Below are 26,143 nucleotides of genomic sequence, written 5' to 3' on the forward strand. Positions count from 1 at the left end.
GGGTGTTGACGTGGGGCAGGGCGCTTAGCCGCCGATCTTTTCCTTGCCGCCCATGTACGGGCGCAGCGCGGCGGGAATGGTCACCGAGCCGTCGGCGTTCTGGAAGTTTTCCAGCAGCGCGACCAGCGTGCGGCCGACCGCGAGGCCGGAGCCGTTCAGCGTGTGCACCAGCTGGTTCTTGCCGGCCTCGTCCTTGTAGCGGGCCATCATGCGGCGCGCCTGGAACGCCTCGCAGTTCGAGCAGCTGGAGATCTCGCGGTAGGTGTTCTGCGCCGGCAGCCATACCTCGAGGTCGTAGGTCTTGGCCGCGCCAAAGCCCATGTCGCCGGTGCACAGCGTGATCACGCGGTAGGGCAGGCCGAGCGCCTTGAGGATGTTCTCGGCGTGGCCGACCATTTCTTCCAGCGCGGCGTACGAGTCTTCCGGCTTCTCGATGCGCACCATCTCGACCTTGTCGAACTGGTGCTGGCGGATCAGGCCGCGGGTGTCGCGGCCGTAGCTGCCCGCTTCCGAGCGGAAGCACGGCGAGTGCGCGGTCATCTTCTTCGGCAGCTCGTCGGCCTTGAGGATCTCGCCGGCGACGGTATTGGTCAGCGTGATCTCGGACGTCGAGATCAGGTACTGGTCGACCGTGCCTTCATCGCCGCCCTTGGTGACCTTGAACATGTCTTCGGCGAACTTGGGCAGCTGGCCGGTGCCGTAGAGCGCGCTGTCGTTGACGATGTACGGGGTGTAGTGCTCGGTGTAGCCGTGCTCGCCGGTATGGGTGTCGAGCATGAACTGGGCGAGCGCGCGGTGCAGCCTGGCGATGTCGCCCTTGAGCACGGTGAAGCGCGCGCCGGAGAGCCTGGCGCCGGTGTCAAAGTCGAGCCCCAGCGGCGCGCCGACGTCGACGTGGTCCTTCACCTCGAAGTCGAAGCTGCGCGGCTCGCCGACGCGGCGCACTTCGACGTTGCCGGTCTCGTCGGCGCCCGCCGGCACCGATTCGTGCGGCAGGTTGGGGATGCTCATCAGCCACGCGTCGAGCTTGCCCTGCACCGCCTCGAACGCGGTTTCGGCAGCTTTGAGCTCGTCGCCCAGGTTGGCCACTTCTGCCATGATCGCCGAGACGTCCTCGCCGTTGCGCTTGGCGATACCGATCTGCTTGGACGCGCTGTTGCGGCGGGACTGCAGCTCCTGCATGCGGGTCTGCAGGGCCTTGCGTTCGGCCTCGAGGGCGGTGAACGCCTCGGTGTCCAGGGTGTAGCCGCGGCCGGCCAGACGGGCGGCGACCGCATCGATATCGTTGCGCAGTAGTTGGATGTCCAGCATTAGAGTTCGTCCTGTTTCTTGGCTTGTTCGTCGAGTTCGCGCAGGCGCGCGAGTTTGTCGGCAATCTTGATTTCCAGCCCGCGCGGCACCGGCTGGTACCAGGCCGGCGTGTCCATCCCGTCGGGGAAGTAATGCTCGCCGGCGGCGTAGGCGTTCGGTTCGTCGTGGGCGTAGCGGTATTCGCGGCCGTAGCCCAGATCCTTCATCAGGCGGGTCGGCGCGTTGCGCAGGTGCACCGGCACCGGGCGCGACGCGTCCTGCTTCACGAAGGCACGGGCGGCATTATACGCCTTGTAGCCGGCGTTGCTCTTGGCGGCGACGGCCAGATAGATCGCCGCCTGCGCCAGCGCGAGCTCGCCCTCGGGGCTGCCCAGGCGCTCGAAGGTGGTCGCCGCGTCGTTGGCGATCTGCATGGCGCGCGGGTCGGCGAGGCCGATATCCTCCCACGCCATGCGGACCAAGCGCCGCGCGAGGTACTTGGGGTCGGCGCCGCCGTCGAGCATGCGGGTGAGCCAGTAGAGCGCGGCGTCGGGGTTGGAGCCGCGCACCGACTTGTGCAGCGCCGAGATCTGGTCGTAGAAGGCGTCGCCGCCCTTGTCGAAGCGGCGCGCGTTGAGCGTCAGCACGTCGGCGAGGAAATCAGCGTCGACCTCTGCCACGGCGCGCGCGCGCGCGGCGGCGCGCGCCTGCTCGACGAGGTTCAGGTAGCGCCGCGCGTCGCCATCGGCGTAGCCGGCCAGCATCGCACGTGCGTCACCGGTAAATTCAAGGCCTTCGAGCGCGCCGGCTGCGTGCGCGCGCTCGAACAGTTCGCCAAGCTCGGTTTCGCTCAGGGGTTCGAGCACGTAGACCTGCGCGCGCGAGAGCAGCGCGCGGTTCACCTCGAACGAGGGGTTCTCGGTGGTCGCGCCGATGAAGGTGAGCAGCCCCGACTCGACAAAGGGCAGGAACGCGTCCTGCTGCGCCTTGTTGAAGCGGTGCACCTCGTCGACGAACAGCACGGTGCGCCGGCCGGAGGTGGCCAGCGCGACATGCGCGCGCTCGATCGCCTCGCGGATCTCCTTGATGCCGGCGAACACCGCCGAGACCGGGATGAACTCGGCGTCGAAGGCGCGGGCGAGGATGCGCGCGAGCGTGGTCTTGCCGACGCCCGGCGGCCCCCACAGGATCATCGAGTGCAGCGCGTTCGCCTCGAGCGCGAGCGACAGCGGCTTGCCCGGGCCGATCAGGTGGCGCTGGCCGACCACCTCGGCGAGCGAGGCGGGCCTGAGCGCTTCGGCCAGCGGCTTTTCGGGTTCCCGGGCGGCAAAAAGGTCGGTCATCCCCCGAGGCTAACGCGGCCGGCGGCCTGTGGCAAATCGCTAGCGCGAATCCTGCTCGAGCGGCGCGTAGTCGGCGGCGGCGGTCTCGGGCGGCGCCAGTTGCCAGGCCGGCTGCTTGCGCGCGTAAAAAACGAAGGGCGGCAGCGCGGCGAGCACCAGCAGGCCGCACAGCAAGGCGGCGTAGCCTGGGGCGGACAGCGGGAAGTGCTCGCTCGAGGGCGGGATGAAGCCCAGCAGCAGCGCGAACAGCGACGCGGCGGCGCCGGTGCTGGCGACAAGCGGCAGCCGGCCCAGCCGGTAGCCGCGCGTGACGCTCGGCTGGCTGCGGCGCAGATGCAGCGCGCTGGCGAACATCAGCAGGTAGACGACGAGGTAGAGCTGGGCGGCCAGCGCCGAGAGCAGCCAGAACGCGGCGGAGACGTCGGGGATCAGTACGTAGACCGAGGAAATCAGCGAGACGACCAGGGCCTGCAGGCACATGATGTTGGCCGGCATGCCGGCGCGGTTCTCGCGCTGGAACCAGGGCGGCAGCAGGCCGGCACGCCCCGCGTATTGCAGGCCCTTGGCCGAGCCCGCGACCCAGGTGAGCATCGAGCCGAACACGCCGACGATCAGCATCAGACCGACTGGTTTGAGCCAGGGCGCCAAGGAGCCGGTCAGCACCGCCGCGAACGCCTGCATCACGCCGACGGTCAGGCTGATCTCGTGCGCAGGCACCGCGGTGGCGATCGCCAGCGTCGGCGGGATGAAGATCAGCAGCGTCAGCAGCACGCAGAGGATCAGCGCGCGGCGCATGCCGGCGACCGGGTCGGCCAGGCGGCGCGCATAGACGGCGTTCACCTCGATGCCCGAGTAGGCGAGGAAGCAGCTGACGATCAGCACCAGCGAGGCGAGGTCGCCCTCGAAGTGCTGCCACAGCGAGGCGGCACCCTTGCCGTGGCCGGCGAGCACGCCGCCGCCTTCGAGCTGCGGCCACAGCGCGGCCATGTGAAGCGGCGTGCTCGATGGCATGCCGCCCATCAGCGCGTGCACGGCAAGCGCGCTTAACAGCAGCGCCGGCAGCAGGGTGCCGATGAGCATGAACAGCGAGGAGAGCCGGGCGAGCGCTTCGACGCCGCGCAAGGCCAATAGCGTGATCAGCCAGATCGACACCACGACGACGCCGGCGGTGAACGCGCCATTGCCGGCGAGCGCCGGATTGAACAGGTAGGCCAGCGTGTCGGCGCCGAAGGCGAGGATGACCGGCAGCAACAGCGCCGCCTGCACCCACATCAGCCAGCTTGCGGCAAAGCCCGCGCGCTCGCCGAAGGCCTGGCGCACCCAGCCGTAGATGCCGCCGCGCCAGGTCGACCCCAGCTCGGCGGTCACCAGCGCGGCCGGGATGAAAAAGAGCAGCGCCGGCAGCACGAACAAGAGGACGGAGCCCAGGCCGTACATCGCCATGCCGGGCAGGGTGCGGATGCTGGCGACGGCGGCGACGTTCATCAGCGCGAGCGTCAGCCAGGAAAGCGGGCGGGAGGCGGTGTCTTTCATCGCCGGCCTTCGTCTGCGCAGCGGCGCAGCCGGCGCTGCACGACGGTGTAGCCCAGACCATGTGCCGGATAAAGCGGCTGGAGATTCATATGGCGTATGCGCAAAAGTTTTTCAGATTCATAGTCTAGACTGGCTGTCATTAACCGCCCGCGCTCTTGCCCCGGGCAGGCAGTCATCAGGAGCATTCATGGCCTTGCATCGCGTCAGCCATCCGCTTGGCAACGATTCCGTGTTCGGTTCCGACACGCTCGCCCATGTCGCGGCGAGCAAGCGCTTTCCGGCCGCCGAACAGCCGCCGCGCGCGGTCTACCAGCTGGTGCACGACGAGCTCTACCTGGACGGCAACGCCCGCCAGAACCTGGCGACCTTCTGCCAGACCTGGGAAGAGGACGAGGTGCACCGGCTGATGGACCTGTCGATCGACAAGAACATGATCGACAAGGACGAGTACCCGCAGACCGCCGAGCTGGAAAGCCGCTGCGTGCACATGCTGGCCGACCTGTGGCACTCGCCGGACGCTGCGGGCACGCTGGGCACGTCGACCGTCGGTTCGAGCGAGGCGTGCATGCTGGGCGGGCTGGCCGCGCTGTGGCGCTGGCGCGCCGCGCGCAAGGCGAAGGGGCTCCCCGCCGACAAGCCGAACATGGTGTGCGGCCCGGTGCAGGTGTGCTGGCACAAGTTTGCGCGCTACTGGGACGTCGAGTTGCGCGAGGTGCCGATGGCCGACGGCCACTGGCGGATGGACGCGGACGACATGCTCGCGCGCGTCGACGAGAACACCATCATGGTGGTACCGACTTTCGGCCAGACCTTCACCGGCCTGTACGAGGACGTCGCCGCACTGGCCACCGCGCTGGACGGCCTGCAGGCCAGGACCGGCCTCGACATCGCGCTGCACGTCGACGGGGCGAGCGGCGCGATGCTCGCGCCGTTTTGCGCGCCCGACATCGTGTGGGACTTCCGATTGCCGCGCGTGAAGTCGATCAGCACCTCCGGCCACAAGTTCGGCCTGGCACCGCTGGGCGCGGGGTGGGTCGTCTGGCGCGACGCGGCCGACCTGCCCGAGGGGCTGATCTTCCACGTCAACTATCTAGGTGGCGACATGCCGACCTTCGCGCTGAACTTCTCGCGTCCGGCCGGGCAGATCGTTGCGCAGTACTACAACTTCCTCAGGCTGGGCCGCGAGGGTTACCGCCGCGTGCATCAGGCGTGCTACGACACGGCGATGTTCCTCGCGCGCGAACTGGTGAAACTTGCGCCGTTCGAGATGCTGTACGACGGCAACCCCGAAGGCGGCATCCCAGCACTGGCCTGGCGCGTCAAGGCAGGCAGCGCCCTGCCGTACACCCTGTACGACCTGGCCGACCGCCTGCGCACGCGCGGCTGGCTGGTGCCGGCGTACAGCCTGCCGGCCAATGCCGAGGAAGTGGTCGTGCAGCGCATCCTCGTCAAGCAGGGCATGTCGATCGACATGGCGCGCCTGTTGCTGGACGACTTCGCGCGCGAGATCAGCTTCTTCGACACGCACGCGCCGCACGGCTTTGTGGGGGGCGAGGCGTCGGCCGGCAACCATAGCGGCCGCTGAACAGAATTGGGGTGTGTGATCCTGGCCCGGCCTGCGCGCCGGGCCTTTTTTCGCGCGCGCCGCGTTGACCGTCCCGGAACCCGCCTACATAATCGGCCGCGCAACTGTATTGACACGGGGTGCCGCAAGCGCGGCTGAGAAAGACCCGCACCACCTGATCTGGATCATGCCAGCGTAGGGATGTCGACAGACAGGCCCGCGGCCTGGCTGCCCCGTCCTTGCGCCCGCGAGGACAAACAAGATGACGCTCCCTGCCCAAACATTCGACGCCCGCGCCGCCGCGGCCGCGCTCGCCGCGCTGCGTGCCTCCGCGCCGCTGGTGCACTGCCTGACCAACCAGGTGGTTTCCAATTTCACCGCCAATGTGCTGCTCGCCGCCGGCGCCGCGCCCGCCATGGTCGTCGCCGAAGAGGAAGCGGGCGAATTCGCGGCGCTCGCCTCGGCGCTGCTGATCAACGTCGGCACGCTGGAGCGGCCGCAGGCCGCCGCGATGCGCGCGGCGATCGGCGCGGCAAACCTGACGGGTACGCCGTGGGTGCTCGACCCGGTCGCGGTGGGGGCGCTTGGCTGGCGCACCGCGTTCTGCCGCGAGCTGTTGGCGTTTTCTCCCGCGGTGATCCGCGGCAACGCGTCCGAAATCATCGCGCTCGCCGGCGGCACGGGCGCCGGGCGCGGGGTCGACAGCACCGCCCAGAGCGACGCCGCGCTCGAGGCCGCGCGCGCACTCGCCCGCGAGCATGGTTCGCTGGTGCTGGTCACCGGCGCCACCGACTACCTGGTCGACGCGCACGCGGTACGCGCCATCGCAGGGGGCACACCGCGCCTGCAGCAGGTCACCGGCACCGGCTGCGCGCTCTCTGCCTTGGTGGCGGCCGCCTGTGGCTGCGGTGCGCCGCGCATGGACGCGGTGGCGGCGGTGAGCGCGCTGATGAAGCTTGCCGGCGAACGTGCGGCGCCGGAGAGCCGCGGCTCGGGCAGCTTCGCCGTCGCGCTGCTGGACGAACTGGGCACGCTTGGTGGCGAGGACCTCGCCGCACGGTGGTTCGCATGAGGTCGCCCGACTACCGGGTCTACCTGGTGCTCGACCCCGGCCAGTGCGGCGGGCTTGCGGGCATGCTGCGGGTGAGCGAGGCAGCGATCGCCGGCGGGGCAGGGCTCGTGCAACTGCGAGCGCCTGACTGGAAGAAGCGCGACTGGCTCGCTGCCGCGCGCGCGCTGAAAACCCTGTGCCACGCGCGGGGTGCGCGGCTGATCGTCAACGACCATGTCGATGTGGCGCTGGCCATCGGCGCCGACGGCGTGCACGTCGGCCAGGCCGACTTGCCGGCGGGCGTGGCGCGCGCGCTGCTGGGGCCGGACGCGATCGTAGGTCTGTCGGTGAGCAGCGCGGCCGAGCTGGCTGAGGCCGACCTTGCTGCCGTCGACTACCTCGGCGTCGGGCCGGTGTTCGCCACTGCGAGCAAACCCGACGCCGCGCCGCCCCTGGATCTGCCGGCGCTCGGCGCGCTGGTGTCGGCCGCACGCCGGCCTTGCGTCGCCATCGGCGGCATTGATCTCAACAACGCGGCGGCCGTCGCCGCAACCGGCGTGGCCGGCGTCGCCGTGATCGGCGCGCTGTGCCGCGCGCCCGACCCGACCGCGGCGGCGCGTGCCTTGCTCAAGCATTTCGGAGACAACCGATGATCCCGCGTGTACTGACCATCGCCGGTTCCGATTCCGGCGGCGGCGCCGGCATCCAGGCCGACCTCAAGACCTTCTGCGCGCTGGGCGCCTACGGCGCGAGCGCCATCACCGCGCTGACCGCGCAGAACACGCTGGGCGTGCAGGCGGTACAGGCGGTCGACCCCGCCTTCGTGCGCGCGCAGTGCGACTCGGTGCTGTCCGACATCGGCGCCGACGCCGTGAAGTGCGGCATGCTCGCCAACGCGGGCATCGTGCGGACTATTGCGCGCGTGCTGGACGACTACGCGTCGCGCCATGTGGTGCTCGACACCGTGATGATCGCCAAGGGCGGCCACCCGCTGCTGGACGCGGACGCGGTGGCCGCGCTGCGCGACGAGTTGCTGCCGCGCGCCTCGCTGATCACGCCCAACCTGCCCGAGGCTGCCGCGCTGCTGGGCGAGGCAGTAGCTGCCGACGAGGAGGCGATGCTGCGTCAGGGCGAACGCCTGCTCGCGCTGGGTGCGCGCGCGGTGCTGATGAAGGGCGGGCATCTGGCTCTCAGCGCAGAGAGCGCGGACTGGCTGGTCAGCGCAGAGGGCGCCCTGCGTTTCGCCGCGCCCCGCGTCGCCACGCGGCACGGTCACGGCACCGGCTGTTCGCTCTCTGCCGCGCTGGCTGCCTTGCGCCCGCAGCGCGACAGTTGGCAGGAGACGGTGGCGGACGCCAAGCGCTGGCTCAGCGGCGCACTGGCGGCCGCCGACCGGCTGGATGTGGGCAGGGGCACCGGCCCGGTCCATCACCTCTACCGCTGGTGGTAGCGGGGCGGCCGCCTGTCTACAGTGAAATGCCGCCGTCGTGAAGGCGGCGTCACACTGCCAGCAGGAGGCCCGCCATGCGCCAGCGACGCAACACCGACCATACCCCTTCCGTAGACAGCGGCGCCTACCGGGTGCCGCTGGACGCGGCTTATCTCAAGAAGCCCGCCCACCTGCGTACGCGCAAAGAGCGCTACGAGGCCGGCCGCGCGCTCAGGGTGGCGACCCCGCGCGAGGCGCACGCGGGCTTTACGCCGCCCGCGGGGCGCGCCGACCCGGTCCAGTTGCTGCTCGCCTCCTGCGAGGGGCGGGACCCTGCGCTGTTGCCGATCCGCTGGGGGCGGATGCTCGCGTCCGAATTCGCCTTCTACCGCGGCGCCGCGGCGATCATGGCGGCCGACCTGGCCCGCACGCCGGTGAGCGGCGTCGCGGTGCAGTCCTGCGGCGACTGCCACCTGATGAACTTCGGCGCGTTCGCGACGCCCGAGCGGCGCGTGATCTTCGACATCAACGACTTCGATGAGACCTACCCGGCGCCGTGGGAGTGGGACCTCAAGCGTCTGGCGGCGAGCTTCGTGATCGCCAGCCTGCACAACGGCCACAAGTTGTCGGACGCCCGTGCCGCCGCGCGCCGTGTCGTCGAGTGTTACCGCGACAAGCTGCGCGAGCTGATGCAGATGCCGGCGCTCAAGGCCTGGTACAGCGACCTCGACTACGAGATGCTGATCGAGCAGACCGAGGACGAGGTGCTGCGCAAGCGGCGGCGCAAGGTGCTGGACAAGGCGCTCGCCCACGACAGCGCGACGGAGTTCGTCAAGCTCGGCCAGATCGACGAAGGCACGCCGCGCATCCGCGACGCGCCGCCCCTGGTCTTCCACCCGCAGGAATGGCAACGCGAAGACTTCGAGGAAACCATACGCGAGAACCTGGCGCGCTACCGTGCGTCCTTGCCGCCAGAGCGGCGCCTCTTGTTCGACCGTTTCGAGTTTGCCGACGCCGCGATCAAGGTGGTCGGCGTCGGCAGCGTCGGCACGCTGTGCGCGGTGTGCCTGTTCTTTGCCGCCGAGGACGACCCGCTGTTCCTGCAGGCGAAGGAGGCGAGGCAGTCGGTGCTCGCGCCCTACGTCGACGTCGCGCCGTTCGCGAGCGAGGGCGAGCGCGTGGTGTTCGGCCAGCGCCTGATGCAGGGCGCGTCCGACGTGTTCCTCGGCCACTTCGTCGGCGTCGGCGGCCGGCACGTCTACGTGCGGCAACTGCGCGACGTCAAGGTCAAGCCGATGGTCGAGATCTTCGACGCGGGCCATATGCTGGGCTTCGCCCGCAACACCGGCTGGGCACTGGCGCGCGCGCACGCGCGCTCGGGCGACGCGGCGCTGATCGCCGGCTACATCGGCAAGGGCGGCGACTTCGCCGAGGCGCTTGCCGAATTCGCGGTCGACTACGCGGCGCAGAACGCCCGCGATTACCAGGCGCTGCGCGACGCAGCGCTCGACGGGCGGATCGACTACCTGGAAGACGGTAGTTGAATCAATAAATGACAAATAAAAACCAAAACTGCTTGGAAAAGCAAAATGGCTAGTGTTTGCTAGTCTGGATACATTGTCGGTACGGGTAGCAAGGGGAAAACATGGGAAGGCTACGGAGCTTGGCCTGGCTGATGGTGGGCGCGGGCGCGCCGGTGATGGCGGGGGGCTTGGGAGAGTGCGCGCTGTTGGGCGACGCCGGCGCGCGGCTGGCCTGTTACGACCGGGTGGCCGGCCGCTTGCCGGCGATGCCGCAAGCGGCGCCGGGAGACGCGCCGGCCGGCGCTGCGGAGCCGGTGGCCACCCGCCTGCCTGACTTGCAGGTACCGGCAGAGGGCAAGGGGGAGGCACGGGACAGCTGGGGTAACCTGGCGGGCCTTGGCGCCGAATCATTCGCCCGCCGCTGGGAGCTCGAGCCGCAGTTCAAGGACGGCACCTTCAAGATCAAGCCCTACCAGCCGGTGTACATCCTGCCCCTGTCGTGGCGCGAGCGGATCAACAACGACCCGTGTTCGCTCAACCCGCTTAACTGCTCGCAGCGCGGCGACCAGGACTACGACCGCACCGAGCTCAAGTTCCAGCTCTCGCTCAAGACCAAGCTATGGCAGGACATGCTGGGGTCGGACGCCGACCTGTGGGCCGCGTATACCCAGCAGGCGTTCTGGCAGGCGTACGACAGCCAGAACTCTTCGCCCTTCCGTGAAACGGACTACCAGCCGGAAGTGTGGGCGACCTTCCCGGTCGAGGCGGGGCCCGACTGGCTGAAGCTCAGGATGGTCAACCTCGGCGCGGTCCACCAGTCCAATGGCGAGACCAACCCGCTGTCGCGTTCGTGGAACCGCCTGTATGCAAGCTTCGGCCTGACCTCGGGCGACTTGTCGGTAGTCGTCAAGCCGTGGTGGCGCATCCCGGAGAGCGGCAGCGGCGACAACAACCCGGACATCAGCGACTTTGTCGGGCGCATGGAGACGGTGGCCGTCTACCCCTGGCGCGACAACGTGTTCTCGCTGACCTGGCGCAATAACCTCAAGTTCGGCAGCGGCACGCCGAACCGCTCCTTCTTCCAGTTCGAGTGGGCGTTCCCGATCTCGGGCAACCTGCACGGCTACGTGCAGGCGTTCAACGGCTGGGGCGACTCGCTGCAGAACTACAACTTCCACAACAAGGGCATCGGGCTTGGCGTCTCGCTGATCGAGTGGCGCTAGCTTGCGTCGCCCCGGCACAGGGGCTTGCCGATCTCGATCAGCGGGGCGAGCGGCATGTTCACCCCGCCGATCGAATCGTCGTACTTCCAGACCTTCAGCGGCGCCGGGTAGCCGGCGGCGACCGCGCGGTCGTTCAGCGCGTAGCTGACGTTGTCGTCGCCGGTCAGCGTGATCGCGCCGCTGCCGTCACACGCCAGCGTGCCGCCGGTCAGCGTCAGCGGCCAGCGCTCGCCAAGGTCGGCCGCGCGCAAGACCAGCCTGTCGGGTTTGGGCGTACCGGCGGCGAACAACAGGCTCGCCGCCAGCAACAGCAGCAAGGCGACCATCAGGCGGGGGCGCAGCCCTGGCTTGCGCGGGCAGCGGCGTGCGCCAGCCTGCACGGTGGAGGCGAGAGAGGGAGTCATCGCGTCGTCCTTTACTGGTGCGGGTTCAGAATTGTTTGACGCAGCCGCAGACCACGCCCCATACCGTCAACTCCTGGTGCGGCCCGAGCACGATCGGCGCGTAGCGCGCGTTTTCCGGCAACAGCACGACGCGGCCGTCCCGCCTTTGCAGGCGCTTGACGGTCGGCTCGCCGTCAACGCCGGCGAGCACGATGTCGCCGTCGCGCGCGGTGCGGCGCGGGTCGATCACCAAGAGGTCGCCTTCGTCGATGCCGGCGCCGGTCATCGAGTCGCCTTCGACGCGTACCATGAAGCGCTCGCCGGTCAGCAGCAGCGCGTTGAGGTCGACATAGTCGTCGACATGGTCGTCGGCCGGGCTGGGCAGGCCCGCGCGCACCTTGCTCGCAAAGACGGGCACGTTGGCCGCAGCAGCCAGCGGCGCGGGCAGCAAGCGGGTAGGGTAGGGCGGCAACTGGCGCGCCGCGCCGGCAAGGTGCTGGCTGCGCGCGGCGATGCGCCGCTCGACAAAGTCGATCACCGCGCCCTTGTCTTGTTCGGGGACGCGGATCTGTACCAGCGGGCCTTGCTCGCCGAAACGGCCGCTGCCTTTCTTGCGGCCGGCGCCGGTGCGGGCGCCGCCGTGGGTGTGTTCGGTCATGCTGTTTCCTCCTGATTTGAATTCTGCACCCGAATTCAAAATGCGGCAAGCATCGCAAGGCGCAACTGCGCGCAGTCGTTGCCGACAGGCAACAGTCGAGGAAAGAGGCAGGGAGGAAGGCGCGCCGGCGAAGAGGCCGGCGCGAGGGGAGGCTAGCCTACGCGGCCGACGATGGCGGCGTTGGCGATCAGCTCGTCGAGCAGCGCCATCGACGCGCGGCCGCTGATCGAGAACGGGTCGAGTTCGGGCTTGGCCGAGTAGCGCAAGAGCAGCGAGGGGTTGACCTTGGCCAGGTTGACCTGGCCCATCGTCCAGTTGGAGAAGCGGCGCTGGTCGATCTCCTCGAAGCACAACAGTTCTACGCCATGGTGGCGCGGGTCGGCGGCGATGGTGTTGTAGAGCTTGCACACTTCCTGGCGGCTACCCTCGAGCACCTGCATGAAGATGTCGCCGCTGTAGCAGAGGATGCCGGTGATGCCGAGCGCCGGGTTGTGCGTATGCGACTGGGCGAGGATGCTGTCGAGCAGCTCCTGGGTGTGCGGCTGGACCGCGCGGCTGGCGTAAAGCAGTCGGACGAGCATGGGGGTCTCCTCTCGTTAAAGGGTGATGCTGCCTAAGCTCAGCCCTTGCGGCCGGGCAGCAGCGACAGGAATTCGCGCCTGAGCGACGGGTTCTTCAGGAAGGCGCCGCGCATCACGCTGTTGATCATCTTGGAGTCGCTGTCGCGCACGCCGCGCCAGTGCATGCAGAAGTGGTCTGCTTCCATCACGATCGCCAAGCCGTCCGGGTTCATCTTTTCCTGCAGCAGGTCGGCGAGCTGGATCACCGCTTCCTCCTGGATCTGCGGCCGGCTCATCACCCACTCGGCCAGCCGCGCGTACTTGGACAAGCCGATCAGGTTGGAGTGCTCGTTGGGCATCACGCCTATCCACACGCGGCCGATGATGGGGCACAGGTGGTGCGAGCACGCGCTGCGCACGGTGATCGGGCCGACGATCATCAGCTCGTTCAGGTGCTCGGCATTCGGGAACTCGGTGACCGGCGGCGCCTTCACGTAGCGGCCGCGGAACACTTCCTGCATATACATCTTGGCGACGCGGCGCGCGGTTTCCTGCGTGTTGTGGTCGCTGTCGATGTCGATCACCAGGCTGCGCAGCACTTCGCCCATGCGCGCCTCGACCTCTTGTTGCAGGGCGGTGAGTTCGTCGCCCTCGATGAAGTCGGCGATATTGTCGTTGGCGTGGAAGCGCTGACCGCTCTGGCGGATGCGCGCGCGGATGCGTTCGGAAACCGGCTGGTAGTTGGGATGTTCGGTGCTCACAAGCTGTCCTCTTCTCGTTTGCGTGCGGCGGGGTGCGAAAAGTCTAATCCGACAGTTTATGTCGGAAATGCAAACTTCAAGTCCGCCGTCCTGTTTTTATTTGCGTACCTACACGGGTTCCAGCGGCAGCGCACAGCGCGCGCAGATCAGCGCGACGTCGCCGCGCGAGATCCAGGCGCTCGCCTGGCAGCCAGGGCAGGCGAGGCGCTGCCGGTTGCTGGGCCTGGGTGGTGGCGGCGCGACGATGGACAGCGCGCGGCCTTCGGCCTCGGCGGCGGCCAGCGGCGCCTGCGCCTCGGGGGCAGCCGGCGGCGGGGGCGGTGTCCACGGTGCGATGTCGTTCATGCCGTCCGGCGGCGGCGGGGCGACCGGGTCGAAGCGCGCCTCGACGCGCGCGAGCACCGCCTGCGGCGCCTCCGGCGCGTGGCGGTCGTAGACGGGCAGCTTGAAGCCCTGGGCGAGCAGCGCGCGGCAGGCACCCTGGAAGGCGCCGCCTTCGATGATGTAGTGGCTGACCCGGTTGCCGCCGGTGTCGCCGCCGGGTGCGCCGGTGTTCGAGGGCATCAGCCCGACTTCCTGCATCTTGGCGGCCCACTCGCCGTTGTGGTGGTTCGAGCGGGTCGGCTTGCCGAGGTTCTCCTGCCAGTGGTGGACCATCTCGTGCACCAGCGTCGAGAGCACCTCGTCAAGCGGGCGCAACGCGAAGTAACCGGGGTTGAGCGCGATCTCGTCGAGGCGCTCGTCGCTCGCGCCTGAGAAGCGCGCGGGCTGGTGGTGGCCGTAACGGGTACGCGCGGCGCGCAGGGTGAGCACGCAAGGCGGCAGCTCGCCGGCAAACAGCGTGTGGTTGAAGTGGTCGAACGCCGTTTGCAAGGCCCGGTACAGCGCGAGGCCGGGCGCGTCCTGTTCGGTCATCGGTCGGACTCCGGTGGGGGGGCGTGCCATTTTGGCGAGCCGCTGGCAGCTTGTCCATCGGCGCTGGTGTCGGTGGCGAGTCCCAGTCTCGATAGCCGGGAGATCAGCGTGGTGCGCGGCAATTTGAGCGCGCGGGCGGCGGCCGAGAGGTTGCCCGCGTGTTCGGCGAGCGCGCCTTGCAGCAGATGCCCCTCGAAGCGCGCCAATTGTTCGCGCAGGCCCTCGGTGTCGTGGCGGACGGGCGCGAGCGCGGCCGGCAGCGGGCCGGGCGAGGGCAGCGCGTCCTCGTTGAAATAGAGCCGCGCCAGCACGCTGCCCTGATCGCGTGCGAGCAGCAGGCTGCGCCGGATCACGTTTTCCAGTTCGCGCACGTTGCCCGGCCAGTCGTGCGCCATCAGTTCATCCAGCGCATGCTGGCCGATCGACGTCACCTGCGGGTTCAGTTGCGGCGCGTAACGGGCGACGAAGCGGCGCGCGAGCAGCGCGACGTCGCTTGCGCGCTTGCGCAGCGGCGGGATGGCGACCACGCCGACGTTGAGCCGGTAGTAGAGGTCTTCGCGCAGGCGGCCGTCGCGTACGGCGGCAAGCGGTGGCTGGTTGAGCGCGGCGATCAGCCGCACATCGGTGCGCAGCGGCTTCTCGGCGCCCAAGGGCAGGAAGCTGCCGTCCTGCAGCACGCGCAGCAGCTTGCTTTGCAGCGCGATCGGCATCGAGTTGATCTCGTCGAGGAACAGCGTGCCGCCGTCGGCCAGCGAGAACAGCCCCTTGCGGTTTTCGGCGCCGGTGAACGCGCCGCGGGTGGTGCCGAACAGCGTGCTCTCGATCAGGTTTTCCGGCACCGCCGCGCAATTGAGGCACAGCATGGGCAGGTGCGCGCGCGGGCTGGCCGCGTGCGCGCGCCGCGCGAACAGCTCCTTGCCGGTGCCGGTCTCGCCGTGGATCAGGATGGGCAACTCGCACGCGGCGAAGGTGTCGACCGCATCCAGTTGCGCGGTGAGCGCCGGGTGTTCGCCGACGATTTCCGGTGCCTTCTCGGCGCGGCCCCGGGTTTCGGGCGGCCGTTCGATGCGGCCGATCTCGATGGCGCCGATGATGGTGCCGTCGCGCCCGGTCAGCGGTTGCGCGCTGTGCACATAGTGCAGCAGTTCGCCGCCGGCGCCGCTATACGCCTGGTAATTGTCGACAAAGCGCTGCCCGTCCTCCACGCAGCGCAGCAAGGTGCTGTCCTCGGCCTTCAGCCACGGGCTGACTTCGAGCACATGGCGGCCGATGATGCTTTTCGGGTCTACGCCGTCCATGCGCGCGCTGGCGCGGTTGTAATAAACGAATACCCCGCCGGCGTCGACGATGGTGACCGGCTGCTCGAGGTGGTCGAATACCTTGCCCAGGCTGTCGGCCAGCCAGTGGATTTCCTTCATGCGCATCGCCTGAATGTTCACTCTGCCGGCATTGTGCCCTGCAGCCTGGCAAGTGCAAAGCAAATGCGCGCTTTTGTGCGAATCCGGTCGAGGTTGACCTCGATCAACGGTCGTTTTTGAACATTCGTGGCGCCTGATGTACGATATGGCGACATAATATTGCAAAGAACAGACTGTGGTAGCCGTAGCCCGGGCTGGCTGCCACCCGGAATTTTCATTGGCGTAAGGGGGCGATCATGGCATCGCAACAGGGAAAACTGGGGACGCTGGCGCTGACAGGGCTGGTGGTCGGGGCGATTGTCGGCAGCGGGGTGTTCGCGCTGCCGCAGAACATGGCCGAAGGTGCCGGCGCCGGCGCGATCCTGATCGCGTGGGCGGTCACCTTTGTCGGCATGTTCGCGCTGACGCGCATCTTCCAGTGGCTGACGCTCAGCCGGCCGGACATCACCGACGGCGTGTACGGCTACGCCCGGCAAGGCTTCGGCGAGTATCTGGGGTTCAGCGCCGCCTGGGGCTACTGGATGTCGGTGTGGATAGGCAGCACCGGCTACCTGGTGGTGATGTTTAGCGCCTTGGGTTCGTTTGGCGCGCTCTCCTTCTTTGGCGACGGCACCACCTTGCCGGCGATGGCCGGCGGCCTCGTGGTGCTCGCGCTGATGCACGGCTTCGTGTTGATGGGGGTGCGCTCGGCGGCCATCCTCAATACGGTGGTCACCATCGCCAAGGTGGTGCCGATCGGCCTCTTCATCGTCTGCGTCGGCCTCGCTTTCCGCGTCGAGACCTTCAACCTCGACTTCTGGGGTAGCCCCGAACTTGGCAGCATCGCCGACCAGGTGAAGAACACCATGCTGTATACGGTGTGGGTGTTCCTCGGCATCGAGTGCGCGACGGTGTACGCGAACCGCGCGCGCGACATGGCGACCGTCAGCCGTGCCACGCTGCTGGGCTTTCTGATCACCATCGGCCTGTTTGTCTGCGTGTCGGTGCTGTCGCTGGGGGTCGTCCCGCAGGAGGAGCTGGCGGCGATGAAGAACCCGTCGATGGCCGCGGTGATGGCGCGCGCGGTCGGTCCGTGGGGCGGGGCGCTGGTCAATGTCGGCCTGATCCTGTCGGTCGGTGGCGCCTTCCTCGCGTGGTCGCTGATCTCCAGCGAAATGCTCTATCTCGCCGCGCGCGGCGACAAGCACACCGCGCCTGCGCTGTTCGGCCGCCTCAACGCCAACGGCACGCCGGCCAACGCGCTGTGGCTGACCAACGGCCTGATCGGCTGCCTCTTGGTGATCAACCACTTCAACGAAGCCGGCTACAACATCCTGATCCAGCTCGCCTCGTCGATGGCGCTGATCCCGTACTTCCTGTGCGCGGCGTTCGGGCTGAAGCTCGCGCTGGGTGCGCCGGCAGGGCGGGGCGGCATGCTGGCGGTCACCGCGCTGGGTACCGCCTACGGGGTGTGGCTGATCTACGCGGGCGGGCTCTCCTACCTGCTGCTGTCAATGATCCTCTACGTGCCGGCGCTGGGCTTCTTCTGGCAGGCGCGCCGCGAGCGCGGCCTGCCGGTGTTCGCCGGGCCGCACGAGCAGGCGTTCGCCGCGCTGGTGGTACTTGGCGCGTGTTCGGCGCTGTACATGCTCGCGCAGGGGACGTTCTCGCTATAAGGGCGCGGCGCCGCCTGCCAGCTGCTAGTCTCGATGGATGGACTTCAGCCGGGAGTGAACGGACATGGGCATGCTGCCGCCTGTCGAATTCGTCGTGCTGGGCGGCGGCCTTGCCGGGCGCCGCCTCGCCTGCGACCTTGCCCGCCTCGGGCAGCAGGGCATCCTGATCGAATACCACGCCTTCGGCGGGGCGACCCTCAACGTCGCCTGCCTGCCCGACGCGATGCTGGTGCGGGCCGCGCGGATCGCGCGGCAGATCCGGCGCGGCGAGGGTTGCGGCGTCGGGCAGGGCGACGCCGGCGTCGACCTGGGGCGGCTCTTTTCGGCCGTCGGCGCCACCGTCAGCGCCGCGCGTTCGCACGACCTGGCGTTATGGCCGGCCGACCGTGTCGAACTCGTGATCGGCCAGGGCAGGCTGATCGAACCCGACCGCGTCGAGGTCGCGCTCGCCGACGGTACCTTCCGCCGCGTCCGCACGCGGCGCGTCTTTGTCGCCACCGGCACCACGGTGGCGACGCCCGATATCCCCGGCCTGTCCGGCGCGTGTCCGCTGACGCCGCGCGAACTGTTCCGCCTGACCCGGGTGCCGCCGCAACTGGTGATCCTGGGGGCGAGCTTCGGCGGCATGGCGTACGCGCAGGCCTTCGCGGCGCTGGGCGCCGAGGTCACGCTGATCGACGAGCACGAGCGGGTCGCCCGTTTCGAGGACGCGGTGTTTTCCGACGCGCTCGCCCAACAGTTGCGCCACGAGGGGGTCAGGCTGTTGACGTCGACCCGGGTGAGCGGGGTGTCCGGGCTGAGCGGCGAGGGGGTGACGCTGTCGCTCGAACAGGGCCGGCAGCAGTTCGAGCTCGACGCGAGCGACATCCTGCTCGCCGGCGCGCGGCAGCCGCTGACCCGCAATATCGGCCTGGAGGCGGTCGGCGTGCGGCTTGACGCGCACGGCTGCATCGTCGTCGACGAGACGCTGAAGAGCTCGGTCGACGGCATCTACGCATTGGGCGACGTCGCCGCGTACCCGACGCCGGGGCACGCGGTCAGCGACGACGCGCGTGTCGCGCTGTCGCTGTACGGCGCGCCGCCGCGGACCACCGCGGGGCGGGTGCTGCCGCGCATCGCCTTTGTCGACCCCGAGTACGCGCGCATCGGCCTGTCGGAAGCCGAGGCGCGCCAGGCGGGGATTGCGGTGCGGGTGTGCCGGCTGCCGATGCACGCGGTGACCCGCGCGTGGTCGGAAGGGGAACTGGGCGGGTTGATGCAGGCGGTGCTCGCCGAGGACGACGGGCGCATCCTGGGTTTCGCGATGCTGGGAATCGGTGCCGGAGACGTGACCTCGGCGGTGCAGGTCGCGATGCACGCAGGCTTGCCCGCTGCGGCGCTGGCCGAGCTGCCGCTGGCGCACCCGACCGCCGCCGAGGCGCTCAACGTGCTGTTCGGCAGCGGCGCTTGAGTATGCGGTTAGACGCCGAGCGCAGCCATCAGGCCCATGGTTAGCACGAAACAGGTGACGCCGGTCAGGATCAGGTTGATCATCCGCTCGCGCTCGAAGCGGCTCTCCAGGTGTTCCTTGTGCGAGGCCATGCGCGCGCGCGCGTCCTGCGCCTCGACGCGCAGGGTGTTTTCCTCGGCGACAAGGCCGATCAGCGCCTCGCAGCTCAAGTCACGCACCGTCTGCAGGTCCCATACCGCGAGCAACTGGTCGGCACGGCCCTTGAAGCAGCAGCCGGCGCGCTGTTCATGGTCGAACCACTCGAAGTCGAACCCCTGGCTTGCGTAGAAGCTGTTGCGGCGCAGCCTGCTCTCCTCGTCGGCGGCTTCGTCAGGGTGCAGCAGGATGCGGGCAACGGCGTAGTCGGGGTAGCGCTGTTTCGCCCACAGGATGGTCTGCGCGAACAGATAGGCCGGCAGGCCGTGCCCGGCAAGCGTCTCGCTGACCGGGATGCCGCCCTTGGGACCGAAGTGCAGCGTGCGGCTGTCGTGGTCGGCGATCACCCACGCGCTGTTGAGCGTGTCGTACCATTTCGCGTCGTCGCCGTCGAGCAGTTGCCAGTCTTCACCGTACTGGCGCATGCACGCGCGCAGCTGCACGCGGAAGGTGTCGGACGTGGCGCGCTGGCCGCGCAGCTTGCGTACCAGCGCGAACACGGTCTGGCTGCCTGCGGGCAGAGCGAGCACCGCCTCGGATTGCGCTTCGGTGCCGGCGAGCAGTTCGTCGGCGCTCAGGGCTTGTTGGGTGGCGTTTTCCATGCGGTGCCTCTATCGCTTGCGTGGTTTGGCGGCGCGGGACGTGAAAAAGCCCTGCTTGCGTGCAAGCAGGGCTTTCTGGCTGGCGGAGTGGACGGGACTCGAACCCGCGACCCCCGGCGTGACAGGCCGGTATTCTAACCAACTGAACTACCACTCCAAAAATCAAATTGTCTGGTGGGCGCTGACGGGATCGAACCGCCGACATTCTGCTTGTAAGGCAGACGCTCTACCAACTGAGCTAAGCGCCCAGACCTTGTACTGCTTGCGTTATTGGCGGAGTGGACGGGACTCGAACCCGCGACCCCCGGCGTGACAGGCCGGTATTCTAACCAACTGAACTACCACTCCAAAAATCAAATTGTCTGGTGGGCGCTGACGGGATCGAACCGCCGACATTCTGCTTGTAAGGCAGACGCTCTACCAACTGAGCTAAGCGCCCAGACCTTGTACTGCTTGCGTTATTGGCGGAGTGGACGGGACTCGAACCCGCGACCCCCGGCGTGACAGGCCGGTATTCTAACCAACTGAACTACCACTCCAAAACTGGTGGGCGGTACTGGACTCGAACCAGCGACCCCTGCCGTGTGAAGGCAGTGCTCTACCAACTGAGACTAACCGCCCGGAAAACTATGCGTGAGGTTGGCGGAGTGGACGGGACTCGAACCCGCGACCCCCGGCGTGACAGGCCGGTATTCTAACCAACTGAACTACCACTCCATAACCATCTTGCTTGGTGGGCGCTGACGGGATCGAACCGCCGACATTCTGCTTGTAAGGCAGACGCTCTACCAACTGAGCTAAGCGCCCGATCCGGTACTAAATTATTGTTGGCGGAGTGGACGGGACTCGAACCCGCGACCCCCGGCGTGACAGGCCGGTATTCTAACCAACTGAACTACCACTCCATAACTGGTGGGCGGTACTGGACTCGAACCAGCGACCCCTGCCGTGTGAAGGCAGTGCTCTACCAACTGAGACTAACCGCCCGGAAAACCGATAGCGAAGGTGTGGCGGAGTGGACGGGACTCGAACCCGCGACCCCCGGCGTGACAGGCCGGTATTCTAACCAACTGAACTACCACTCCATGGACCTTCTGGTGGGCGCTGACGGGATCGAACCGCCGACATTCTGCTTGTAAGGCAGACGCTCTACCAACTGAGCTAAGCGCCCTTCGCCGCGACATGCTGCGTCGTTCAGCGAGGACGGCATTAAAACACATGCTGTTTTTTCACGCAAGGCGCATTTGGAAAATATTTTCCAAAAACAGCGCAAGTCGGCAATTTGCGCTGCCCTGCACGCATTTTGTCCGACAAGCATGATGACGTGTGCTATCTGCCGGCGGTATCATCGCCCGATTCGCCTTTATAGGGAAGATGGCAACAATGAAGACGACCTTTCTCGATTTTGAGCAGCCGATTGCCGAGCTCGAGAACAAGATAGAAGAGTTGCGCTACGTGCAGGACGACTCGGTGCTCGACATCTCCGAGGAGATCGAGCGCCTGCAAAAGAAAAGCCAGGAACTGACCCGCGCCCTGTACGCCAAGCTTTCGCCCGCGCAGGTCTCGCAGGTCGCCCGCCACCCGCAGCGTCCGTATTCGCTCGACTATATCGGCGCGATGTTCACCGACTTCCACGAGTTGCACGGCGACCGAGCGTTTGCCGACGACGCGGCGATCGTCGGCGGCCTGGCTCGTTTCAACGGGCAGGCGGTCGTGGTGATCGGCCACCAGAAGGGGCGCGACACCAAGGAGAAGTTGCTGCGCAACTTCGGCATGCCGCGTCCGGAGGGCTACCGCAAGGCGCTGCGCCTGATGAAGCTGGCCGAGAAGTTCAGCCTGCCGGTGATGACCTTCATCGATACCCCGGGTGCGTACCCGGGTATCGGTGCCGAGGAGCGCGGCCAGTCCGAGGCGATCGGCCGCAACCTCTACGAGATGGCCAAACTGCGCGTGCCGGTGATCTGCACGGTGATCGGCGAGGGCGGCTCCGGCGGCGCGCTGGCGATTGCGGTGGGCGATTGCGTGAACATGCTGCAGTACTCGACGTACTCGGTGATCTCGCCGGAAGGTTGCGCGTCCATCCTGTGGAAGACCGCGGAGCGGGCCGCCGACGCGGCCGAGGCGCTGGGCATCACCGCACACCGCCTGAAGTCGCTCGGCCTGGTCGACCGCGTGGTGAACGAGCCCGCAGGCGGCGCGCACCGTGACCACGCGGCGATGATGGTCGCGCTCAAGCGGGTGCTGCAGGAAGAGCTCAAGGAGTTGCAGTCGCGCGGCATCGACGAGCTGCTGCGCCAGCGTTTCGATCGCCTGATGGACTATGGACGCTACAAGGAAGAGGCCGCGTAAGGCCGGGTCCCTGCTTCCTGATCACTGGCCGGACGAATTGTCCGGCCAGTGTCGTTTGGAGGTGGGGCTCTCCGGCGGGGTCGACTCGATGGTGCTCTTGCACCTGTTGGTCGCGGCGCGCAAGGAACGCGGCTTTGAGCTTTGCGCCGTGCACGTGCACCACGGCTTGAGTGCCGAGGCCGACGCGTGGGTCGCCCATTGCGCGCGCGTGTGCGAGGCGTGGCAGGTGCCGCTGCGCGTCAGGCGGGTGGCCGTGCGGGTCGAGGGCGGGCAGTCGCTCGAGGCCGTCGCCCGGCGCGAGCGCTACCGCGTCTACCGCGAAAGCACGGCCGACGCGGTGGTGCTCGCCCACCATCAGGACGACCTGGCGGAAACCGTGCTGCTGCAACTGTTGCGCGGCGGCGGTGCGCGCGCGCTCGCGGCGATGCCGGCGTGGCGGCAGGACGGCGCGCTCGCGCTGTGGCGGCCGCTGCTCGCGCGCACCCGCGACGAGCTGCTCGCCTACGCGCGCGAGCACGGCATCGGATGGGTCGACGACGATAGCAACCTGGATACCCGTTGGCGGCGCAACCTGCTGCGCCACCGGGTGATGCCCGGGCTTGCCGCGGCGCTGCCGCACTACCGCGCGCACCTTGCGCGTTCGGCGCAACTGGCGGCGGACGCCGCCGCGGTGCTGGACGAAGTCGCCGCCGCCGACCTTGCCGCGTGCCTGGCGGGAGACGCCTTGTCACGGGATGGCTTGCTTGCGCTGTCCCCGCCGCGCCAGCGCGAGCTTCTGCGTCACTGGTGCGCGACGCTCGGGTTTGGCCTGCCGACGCCGGCCGCGCTCGAATCGTTCCGCGGTGCGCTCGTTGCCGGCCACGCCGGCGCGGTCGCGCTCGAGCTTGCCGGCGCCTCGCTGGTGCACTACCGCGGCCGCATCCATCTGGTGCGCGAGCGCGTGCTGCCCGCCTGCCAGCCGCTACCCGCGCTTGCCTGTCCCCAGTTGCTGCGCTGCGAGGCGGGGCGCCTCAGTATCGAGCCCGCGTCGCCGGGCTTGCCGATGGCGTGGCTCGCGGGCGGGCTGTCGCTGCGCGCGCGCGCGGGCGGCGAGCGCCTCGCGCAGCGTGCGGGGACGCGCACGGTCAAGCAATTGCTGCAGGAGGCGGGCGTGTTGCCGCGCCTGCGCGAGCGCTGGCCACTGCTCTACCGTGGGGAGGCGCTGGTCGCCGTGCCGGGCGTAGCGTTCACGCAGGAGGATAGGGTGGAGGCGGGTTGGCGGCCGGTGTGGCTGCCGGATTGAAGGCATGAAAAAAGGCGGCCTCGGCCGCCTTTTTATTTGTGCCGCGAGTTTAGTCGCGGTCGCCGCCGAAGGCCATGAACAGCTGCAGCAGGCTGGTGAACAGGTTGTAGATGCCGATGTAGATGGTCAGCGCGGCGGAGATGTAGTTGGTCTCGCCACCGTCGACGATCATCTTGACCTGCCAGAGGATCATCAGCGAGCTGAACAGCGCGAACGCCGCGGCCAGTGTCAGCTGCAGCGCGGGCAGCTGCAGGAAGATGTTGGCGACGACGGCGACCATCAGCACGATCGCGCCGACGGTCAGGAAGCGGCCGAGGCCCGACAGGTCACGCTTGGTGGTGGTGGCGATGCCGGCCATCGCGAAGAACACGACCGAAGTCGCGCCGCCGGCCATCATCACCAGTTGCGCGCCGTTCTTCAGGCTGAGCGCGACCTGCAGCAAGGGGCCGAGCAGCAGGCCCATGAACAGGGTGAACACCATCATCAGCACGACGCCCATCGAGCTGTTGCGGTTCTTCTCGATCGCGAACATCAGGCCGTACAGCACGGCAAGCATGATCAGGCTGGACATGATCGGGCTGCCCGCCATGAACGCGAAGCTCATGTTGGTGCCGATCACCGCGCCGAAGATGGTCGGGATCATCGACAGGGCCAGAAGCGCGTAGGTATTGCGCAGAACCTTATGGCTGGACCCGACCTGAGTGGTGCTCGTGTAGGCCGTGTGAAGGTTCGGTTGCATAAGGTTGTGTCTCCTTGTGGGTTGCGGTGAGCGTGTGACTTCACCAATGGTAATTGGTTTCCATTATGGATGGAATTTTCGTGGCTGTCTTGCCAGTGGCAGGCGCTGCGTGTAAGCTGCGCGCTCCTGTTTCGGGCGTGCGCGCCCGGCAAGACGGGGCGAGGGTGGCGGAATTGGTAGACGCACTGGATTTAGGTTCCAGCGCCGCAAGGCGTGTGAGTTCGAGTCTCATCCCTCGCACCAGCGGTTGTTGATTGGCCGCGATTGCAAGTACAAACCCGTGTCGATGATGGCTAAGCCGTATCGCGCGGGTTTTGTCTTTTTTGCGCCCATTCTTTGGTGCTGCGGCAACCCCGCGTTGCTTTGGCCAGCAAAAAGGCACCCCGCAGGGTGCCTTGCCGAATGCGGCCTGCCTTGCTTAGGCGCGCTTCTTGAATTCGTTGGTGCGGGTGTCGATCTCGATCTTCTCGCCGGTGTTCACGAACGCCGGAACCTGCACTTCGAAGGTGGTGCCTACCAGGCGGGCCGGCTTGAGGACCTTGCCCGAGGTGTCGCCGCGCACGGCCGGTTCGGTGTACTCGACTTCGCGCACGACGGTGGTCGGCAGTTCAACCGAGATCGCCTTGCCGTCGTAGAAGGTCACCTGGCACACGTCTTCCATGCCGTCGACGATGTAGTTGATGGTGTCGCCCAGGTTGTCGGCTTCGACTTCGTACTGGTTGAATTCGCTGTCCATGAACACGTACATCGGGTCTGCGAAGTAGGTGTAGGTGCAGTCCTTGCGGTCGAGCACGATCACGTCGAACTTGTCGTCGGCGCGGTAAACGGTTTCAGAGCCAGCACCGGTCAGCAGGTTCTTCATCTTCATCTTGACGACGGAAGCGTTACGGCCGGACTTGCTGAATTCGGCTTTCTGCACAACCATCGGGTCGTTGCCGACCATGAATACGTTGCCTGGACGGAGTTCCTGTGCGGTTTTCATTGCGTGTAAGTTCCCAAACTCTTGAATTAAATCGGAAAAGCGGTTCCGAGAAACGGGCTATTGTAGCCGGTTTTCGCAGAAATGCACCAGTCTTGTCGCAAGATCGCCGCCGACGAGCTGCCGGCCGGCCCACTGCCAGCCGTGGCGGGTCAGCATGGGCGTGCTGGCGATGAAGGCGTCCCAGTGTTCGGCGAGGCCTCGGTGGCGGTTGAACGCGTGTTGCGCGGTGACCAGCGCGTCGCGCGTCGCGCCATCCAGCGACGCGGTGTAGCGCTCGAGGAAGGCGTCGAGCTTCACCATGTGCGCGTCCTCGTCCTGCGGGTAGATGTGCCACAGGAAGGGGCGCGCCGCCCATTGCGCGCGCATGAAGCTGTCCTCGCCGCGCACGATGTTGACGTCGCAGCTCCACAGCAGGCGGTCAAACCCCGCCTGGTCGGTGAACGGCAGCACGTCGACCTGCAGCTGGCCCAGGCGCACGCTGTCGCCGGCGGCAAGTTTCTCTTGCCCGAGCGCGCGCGCGACGTCGGCGAGCACCCGGCTTGCCGGCACCAGTACCCGCCACGGGGTGCCGCTGCTGGCGAGGTGTTGCAGCCAGGGCGTGACCGCCGCGTTCTCGTAGCAGAACAGGCTGGCCCAGCGCTCGGCGCCCCGGCGGGGCGCGACGCCGCGTGCCTGCCACCAGGCGGCCTGGCCGGCGGCGTCGGCCTGCCAGCGCTCGCGTTGACGGGTCAGGCCCGCTTCGCAGATCACGCCGCCGGTCTTCTCGCCGAAGCCGGGGAAGAAGAAGTATTTGGTCAGTGGCAGGCGCGGGTGCGGGGAGGGCAGCGCGTGGCAGCCTTCGACCCAGCTTTCTGCCGACAGGTATTCGAGGTTGATCCAGACCGGCGCCACCTGACGTTCGGCCATCGCCTGCTGGTAGTGGTGCGGCAGCGCGCAACCGAATGCTTCGATCACGACGTCGGCGATGGCGTCGGGCGCGGCGACACCCGGTACCCAGTGCACGACTTCGACCCGGCCGACCGTCTGGCTCGCGGCGTTCGCGTCGACGCCAGGCTCGATGCGCGCGAAGCTCTTGAGATCGTCGACCCACAGCCGCATGCGCCAGCCTTTTTCGTGGTCGAGCTGGCGGGCGAGGCGCCAGGCGACGCCGATGTCGCCGAAGTTGTCGATGACGTTGCAGAAAAGGTCGCAGTGCACGGGGCTCTCCAGTCGGCGGGGGCGCGATTGTAAACGGACGG

General features: G+C 67.8%; 23 protein-coding genes, 13 tRNA genes and 1 riboswitch. Of the genes, 11 read left to right on the plus strand and 25 right to left on the minus strand.

The features are described from left to right. Positions 1–24 precede the first annotated feature (24 nt). Genes serS through E5K04_RS04500 form a run of 3 tightly spaced genes read right to left on the minus strand, consistent with a single transcriptional unit; the run spans position 25 to position 4,166 of the window. Complete coding sequence (serS, locus tag E5K04_RS04490) at positions 25–1,311, minus strand: serine--tRNA ligase (RefSeq protein ID WP_136551709.1); 1,287 nt, start codon at positions 1,309–1,311, stop codon at positions 25–27. Beyond that, complete coding sequence (locus E5K04_RS04495) at positions 1,311–2,633, minus strand: replication-associated recombination protein A (protein ID WP_136551710.1); 1,323 nt, start codon at positions 2,631–2,633, stop codon at positions 1,311–1,313. Before E5K04_RS04495 ends, serS begins: the two co-directional genes overlap by 1 nt. 39 nt (positions 2,634–2,672) lie before the next feature. After that, positions 2,673–4,166, minus strand: a complete 1,494-nt coding sequence (locus tag E5K04_RS04500) for an APC family permease (protein ID WP_136551711.1) — start codon at positions 4,164–4,166, stop codon at positions 2,673–2,675. 187 nt (positions 4,167–4,353) lie between these two features. Here E5K04_RS04500 and E5K04_RS04505 point away from each other — a divergent pair, with 187 nt between their 5' ends. From E5K04_RS04505 to E5K04_RS04530, 6 genes are all read left to right on the plus strand, one after another. Next, a complete protein-coding gene (locus E5K04_RS04505; protein ID WP_136551712.1) occupies positions 4,354–5,751 on the plus strand; it encodes a glutamate decarboxylase in 1,398 nt (465 codons plus the stop codon). Positions 5,752–5,856: 105 nt separating this feature from the next. Next, positions 5,857–5,949: riboswitch (TPP riboswitch) on the plus strand. A 43-nt stretch (positions 5,950–5,992) separates the two neighbouring features. Next, entirely contained in the window at positions 5,993–6,802 is an 810-nt protein-coding gene (thiM, locus tag E5K04_RS04510) for a hydroxyethylthiazole kinase (RefSeq protein ID WP_136551713.1), read from the plus strand. After that, positions 6,799–7,434, plus strand: coding sequence for a thiamine phosphate synthase (gene thiE, locus E5K04_RS04515; protein ID WP_136551714.1), 636 nt, complete (start codon positions 6,799–6,801; stop codon positions 7,432–7,434). The genes thiM and thiE overlap by 4 nt, the downstream gene beginning before the upstream one ends. Continuing rightward, complete coding sequence (thiD, locus tag E5K04_RS04520; protein ID WP_328591021.1) at positions 7,431–8,231, plus strand: bifunctional hydroxymethylpyrimidine kinase/phosphomethylpyrimidine kinase; 801 nt, start codon at positions 7,431–7,433, stop codon at positions 8,229–8,231. The genes thiE and thiD overlap by 4 nt, the downstream gene beginning before the upstream one ends. A 74-nt stretch (positions 8,232–8,305) precedes the next feature. Continuing rightward, positions 8,306–9,754 (plus strand): DUF2252 domain-containing protein, encoded by a 1,449-nt coding sequence (locus E5K04_RS04525; protein ID WP_136551715.1) that lies wholly within the window; start codon positions 8,306–8,308, stop codon positions 9,752–9,754. Between the two features lie 101 nt (positions 9,755–9,855). Beyond that, complete coding sequence (locus E5K04_RS04530) at positions 9,856–10,956, plus strand: phospholipase A (protein WP_136551716.1); 1,101 nt, start codon at positions 9,856–9,858, stop codon at positions 10,954–10,956. Here the strand turns inward: E5K04_RS04530 and E5K04_RS04535 are convergent. The 6 genes from E5K04_RS04535 to E5K04_RS04560 all read right to left on the minus strand — a co-directional run bounded on the left by E5K04_RS04535 (position 10,953) and on the right by E5K04_RS04560 (position 15,651). After that, entirely contained in the window at positions 10,953–11,360 is a 408-nt protein-coding gene (locus E5K04_RS04535; RefSeq protein WP_136551717.1) for a DUF2511 domain-containing protein, read from the minus strand. The genes E5K04_RS04530 and E5K04_RS04535 overlap by 4 nt on opposite strands. A 25-nt stretch (positions 11,361–11,385) precedes the next feature. Continuing rightward, entirely contained in the window at positions 11,386–11,997 is a 612-nt protein-coding gene (locus E5K04_RS04540; RefSeq protein ID WP_136551718.1) for a LexA family protein, read from the minus strand. A gap of 152 nt (positions 11,998–12,149) precedes the next feature. Beyond that, a complete protein-coding gene (locus E5K04_RS04545; RefSeq protein ID WP_136551719.1) occupies positions 12,150–12,578 on the minus strand; it encodes a BLUF domain-containing protein in 429 nt (142 codons plus the stop codon). Positions 12,579–12,616: 38 nt separating this feature from the next. Further along, positions 12,617–13,318, minus strand: a complete 702-nt coding sequence (gene folE / locus E5K04_RS04550) for a GTP cyclohydrolase I (RefSeq protein WP_136551720.1) — start codon at positions 13,316–13,318, stop codon at positions 12,617–12,619. 108 nt (positions 13,319–13,426) lie between these two features. Then, complete coding sequence (locus E5K04_RS04555; protein ID WP_136551721.1) at positions 13,427–14,233, minus strand: SprT-like domain-containing protein; 807 nt, start codon at positions 14,231–14,233, stop codon at positions 13,427–13,429. Further along, positions 14,230–15,651 carry a sigma-54 interaction domain-containing protein gene (locus E5K04_RS04560; RefSeq protein ID WP_136551722.1) on the minus strand — a complete coding sequence of 474 codons (1,422 nt, stop codon included), beginning with the start codon at positions 15,649–15,651 and terminating at the stop codon, positions 14,230–14,232. Before E5K04_RS04560 ends, E5K04_RS04555 begins: the two co-directional genes overlap by 4 nt. Before the next feature lie 236 nt (positions 15,652–15,887). Here E5K04_RS04560 and E5K04_RS04565 point away from each other — a divergent pair, with 236 nt between their 5' ends. Both E5K04_RS04565 and E5K04_RS04570 read left to right on the plus strand, forming a co-directional pair. Continuing rightward, positions 15,888–17,306: a basic amino acid/polyamine antiporter gene (locus E5K04_RS04565; RefSeq protein ID WP_235844269.1), complete on the plus strand. Its 1,419-nt coding sequence runs from the start codon at positions 15,888–15,890 to the stop codon at positions 17,304–17,306. Between the two features lie 70 nt (positions 17,307–17,376). Beyond that, positions 17,377–18,756, plus strand: coding sequence for a dihydrolipoyl dehydrogenase family protein (locus tag E5K04_RS04570; RefSeq protein ID WP_168929153.1), 1,380 nt, complete (start codon positions 17,377–17,379; stop codon positions 18,754–18,756). Between the two features lie 8 nt (positions 18,757–18,764). Here E5K04_RS04570 and E5K04_RS04575 read toward each other — a convergent pair whose 3' ends face one another. The 13 genes from E5K04_RS04575 to E5K04_RS04635 form a co-directional block, all read right to left on the minus strand. Further along, positions 18,765–19,553, minus strand: a complete 789-nt coding sequence (locus E5K04_RS04575) for a hypothetical protein (protein WP_136551725.1) — start codon at positions 19,551–19,553, stop codon at positions 18,765–18,767. An 80-nt stretch (positions 19,554–19,633) separates the two neighbouring features. Then, positions 19,634–19,710: transfer RNA gene (locus E5K04_RS04580), tRNA-Asp, on the minus strand. Between the two features lie 15 nt (positions 19,711–19,725). After that, positions 19,726–19,801: transfer RNA gene (locus E5K04_RS04585), tRNA-Val, on the minus strand. Positions 19,802–19,824: 23 nt separating this feature from the next. Continuing rightward, positions 19,825–19,901, minus strand: a tRNA-Asp gene (locus E5K04_RS04590). A 15-nt stretch (positions 19,902–19,916) separates the two neighbouring features. After that, positions 19,917–19,992 (minus strand) — tRNA-Val (locus tag E5K04_RS04595). 23 nt (positions 19,993–20,015) lie between these two features. Further along, positions 20,016–20,092: transfer RNA gene (locus E5K04_RS04600), tRNA-Asp, on the minus strand. 5 nt (positions 20,093–20,097) lie between these two features. Continuing rightward, positions 20,098–20,174, minus strand: a tRNA-Val gene (locus E5K04_RS04605). A gap of 19 nt (positions 20,175–20,193) precedes the next feature. After that, positions 20,194–20,270 (minus strand) — tRNA-Asp (locus E5K04_RS04610). Between the two features lie 14 nt (positions 20,271–20,284). Further along, positions 20,285–20,360, minus strand: a tRNA-Val gene (locus E5K04_RS04615). Positions 20,361–20,381: 21 nt separating this feature from the next. Then, positions 20,382–20,458: transfer RNA gene (locus E5K04_RS04620), tRNA-Asp, on the minus strand. A 5-nt stretch (positions 20,459–20,463) separates the two neighbouring features. Next, positions 20,464–20,540: transfer RNA gene (locus E5K04_RS04625), tRNA-Val, on the minus strand. Between the two features lie 21 nt (positions 20,541–20,561). Next, positions 20,562–20,638, minus strand: a tRNA-Asp gene (locus tag E5K04_RS04630). 10 nt (positions 20,639–20,648) lie between these two features. Beyond that, positions 20,649–20,724 (minus strand) — tRNA-Val (locus tag E5K04_RS04635). 212 nt (positions 20,725–20,936) lie between these two features. Between E5K04_RS04635 and E5K04_RS04640 the strand changes: the two genes are divergently transcribed. Next, the gene (locus E5K04_RS04640) at positions 20,937–21,902 is read left to right on the plus strand and encodes an acetyl-CoA carboxylase carboxyltransferase subunit alpha (protein ID WP_136551726.1); all 966 of its coding nucleotides are present in this window, start codon (positions 20,937–20,939) and stop codon (positions 21,900–21,902) included. Between the two features lie 61 nt (positions 21,903–21,963). Then, positions 21,964–23,184 (plus strand): tRNA lysidine(34) synthetase TilS, encoded by a 1,221-nt coding sequence (gene tilS / locus E5K04_RS04645; protein ID WP_235844276.1) that lies wholly within the window; start codon positions 21,964–21,966, stop codon positions 23,182–23,184. Between the two features lie 49 nt (positions 23,185–23,233). Here tilS and E5K04_RS04650 read toward each other — a convergent pair whose 3' ends face one another. Next, positions 23,234–23,923 carry a Bax inhibitor-1/YccA family protein gene (locus E5K04_RS04650; RefSeq protein ID WP_136551728.1) on the minus strand — a complete coding sequence of 230 codons (690 nt, stop codon included), beginning with the start codon at positions 23,921–23,923 and terminating at the stop codon, positions 23,234–23,236. A gap of 158 nt (positions 23,924–24,081) precedes the next feature. On the opposite strand from E5K04_RS04650, the gene E5K04_RS04655 reads away from it, so the two are divergent. Continuing rightward, positions 24,082–24,166: transfer RNA gene (locus tag E5K04_RS04655), tRNA-Leu, on the plus strand. Between the two features lie 175 nt (positions 24,167–24,341). Here E5K04_RS04655 and efp read toward each other — a convergent pair. Together efp and earP are read right to left on the minus strand one after the other, a co-directional pair. Next, positions 24,342–24,905, minus strand: coding sequence for an elongation factor P (efp, locus tag E5K04_RS04660; protein ID WP_136551729.1), 564 nt, complete (start codon positions 24,903–24,905; stop codon positions 24,342–24,344). A 57-nt stretch (positions 24,906–24,962) separates the two neighbouring features. Further along, positions 24,963–26,102 carry an elongation factor P maturation arginine rhamnosyltransferase EarP gene (earP, locus tag E5K04_RS04665; RefSeq protein ID WP_136551730.1) on the minus strand — a complete coding sequence of 380 codons (1,140 nt, stop codon included), beginning with the start codon at positions 26,100–26,102 and terminating at the stop codon, positions 24,963–24,965. Between the last annotated feature and the right edge of the window lie 41 nt (positions 26,103–26,143).

Origin of the sequence: Crenobacter intestini, assembly GCF_004919095.1 — a bacterium.
Classification (GTDB): domain Bacteria; phylum Pseudomonadota; class Gammaproteobacteria; order Burkholderiales; family Chromobacteriaceae; genus Craterilacuibacter; species Craterilacuibacter intestini.

Excerpts from the sequence above, each read along its gene's own strand:
- E5K04_RS04545 (WP_136551719.1), bottom strand. The coding sequence starts at position 12,578 with ATGCTCGTCCGACTGCTTTACGCCAGCCGCGCGGTCCAGCCGCACACC.
- E5K04_RS04565 (WP_235844269.1), top strand. The coding sequence starts at position 15,888 with ATGGCATCGCAACAGGGAAAACTGGGGACGCTGGCGCTGACAGGGCTG.
- efp (WP_136551729.1), bottom strand. The coding sequence starts at position 24,905 with ATGAAAACCGCACAGGAACTCCGTCCAGGCAACGTATTCATGGTCGGC.
- E5K04_RS04525 (WP_136551715.1), top strand. The coding sequence starts at position 8,306 with ATGCGCCAGCGACGCAACACCGACCATACCCCTTCCGTAGACAGCGGC.
- E5K04_RS04530 (WP_136551716.1), top strand. The coding sequence starts at position 9,856 with ATGGGAAGGCTACGGAGCTTGGCCTGGCTGATGGTGGGCGCGGGCGCG.
- E5K04_RS04535 (WP_136551717.1), bottom strand. The coding sequence starts at position 11,360 with ATGACTCCCTCTCTCGCCTCCACCGTGCAGGCTGGCGCACGCCGCTGC.
- thiM (WP_136551713.1), top strand. The coding sequence starts at position 5,993 with ATGACGCTCCCTGCCCAAACATTCGACGCCCGCGCCGCCGCGGCCGCG.
- serS (WP_136551709.1), bottom strand. The coding sequence starts at position 1,311 with ATGCTGGACATCCAACTACTGCGCAACGATATCGATGCGGTCGCCGCC.
- thiE (WP_136551714.1), top strand. The coding sequence starts at position 6,799 with ATGAGGTCGCCCGACTACCGGGTCTACCTGGTGCTCGACCCCGGCCAG.
- E5K04_RS04650 (WP_136551728.1), bottom strand. The coding sequence starts at position 23,923 with ATGCAACCGAACCTTCACACGGCCTACACGAGCACCACTCAGGTCGGG.
- E5K04_RS04570 (WP_168929153.1), top strand. The coding sequence starts at position 17,377 with ATGCTGCCGCCTGTCGAATTCGTCGTGCTGGGCGGCGGCCTTGCCGGG.
- E5K04_RS04540 (WP_136551718.1), bottom strand. The coding sequence starts at position 11,997 with ATGACCGAACACACCCACGGCGGCGCCCGCACCGGCGCCGGCCGCAAG.
- E5K04_RS04495 (WP_136551710.1), bottom strand. The coding sequence starts at position 2,633 with ATGACCGACCTTTTTGCCGCCCGGGAACCCGAAAAGCCGCTGGCCGAA.
- thiD (WP_328591021.1), top strand. The coding sequence starts at position 7,431 with ATGATCCCGCGTGTACTGACCATCGCCGGTTCCGATTCCGGCGGCGGC.
- E5K04_RS04560 (WP_136551722.1), bottom strand. The coding sequence starts at position 15,651 with ATGAAGGAAATCCACTGGCTGGCCGACAGCCTGGGCAAGGTATTCGAC.
- E5K04_RS04640 (WP_136551726.1), top strand. The coding sequence starts at position 20,937 with ATGAAGACGACCTTTCTCGATTTTGAGCAGCCGATTGCCGAGCTCGAG.
- E5K04_RS04500 (WP_136551711.1), bottom strand. The coding sequence starts at position 4,166 with ATGAAAGACACCGCCTCCCGCCCGCTTTCCTGGCTGACGCTCGCGCTG.
- E5K04_RS04575 (WP_136551725.1), bottom strand. The coding sequence starts at position 19,553 with ATGGAAAACGCCACCCAACAAGCCCTGAGCGCCGACGAACTGCTCGCC.
- E5K04_RS04555 (WP_136551721.1), bottom strand. The coding sequence starts at position 14,233 with ATGACCGAACAGGACGCGCCCGGCCTCGCGCTGTACCGGGCCTTGCAA.
- E5K04_RS04505 (WP_136551712.1), top strand. The coding sequence starts at position 4,354 with ATGGCCTTGCATCGCGTCAGCCATCCGCTTGGCAACGATTCCGTGTTC.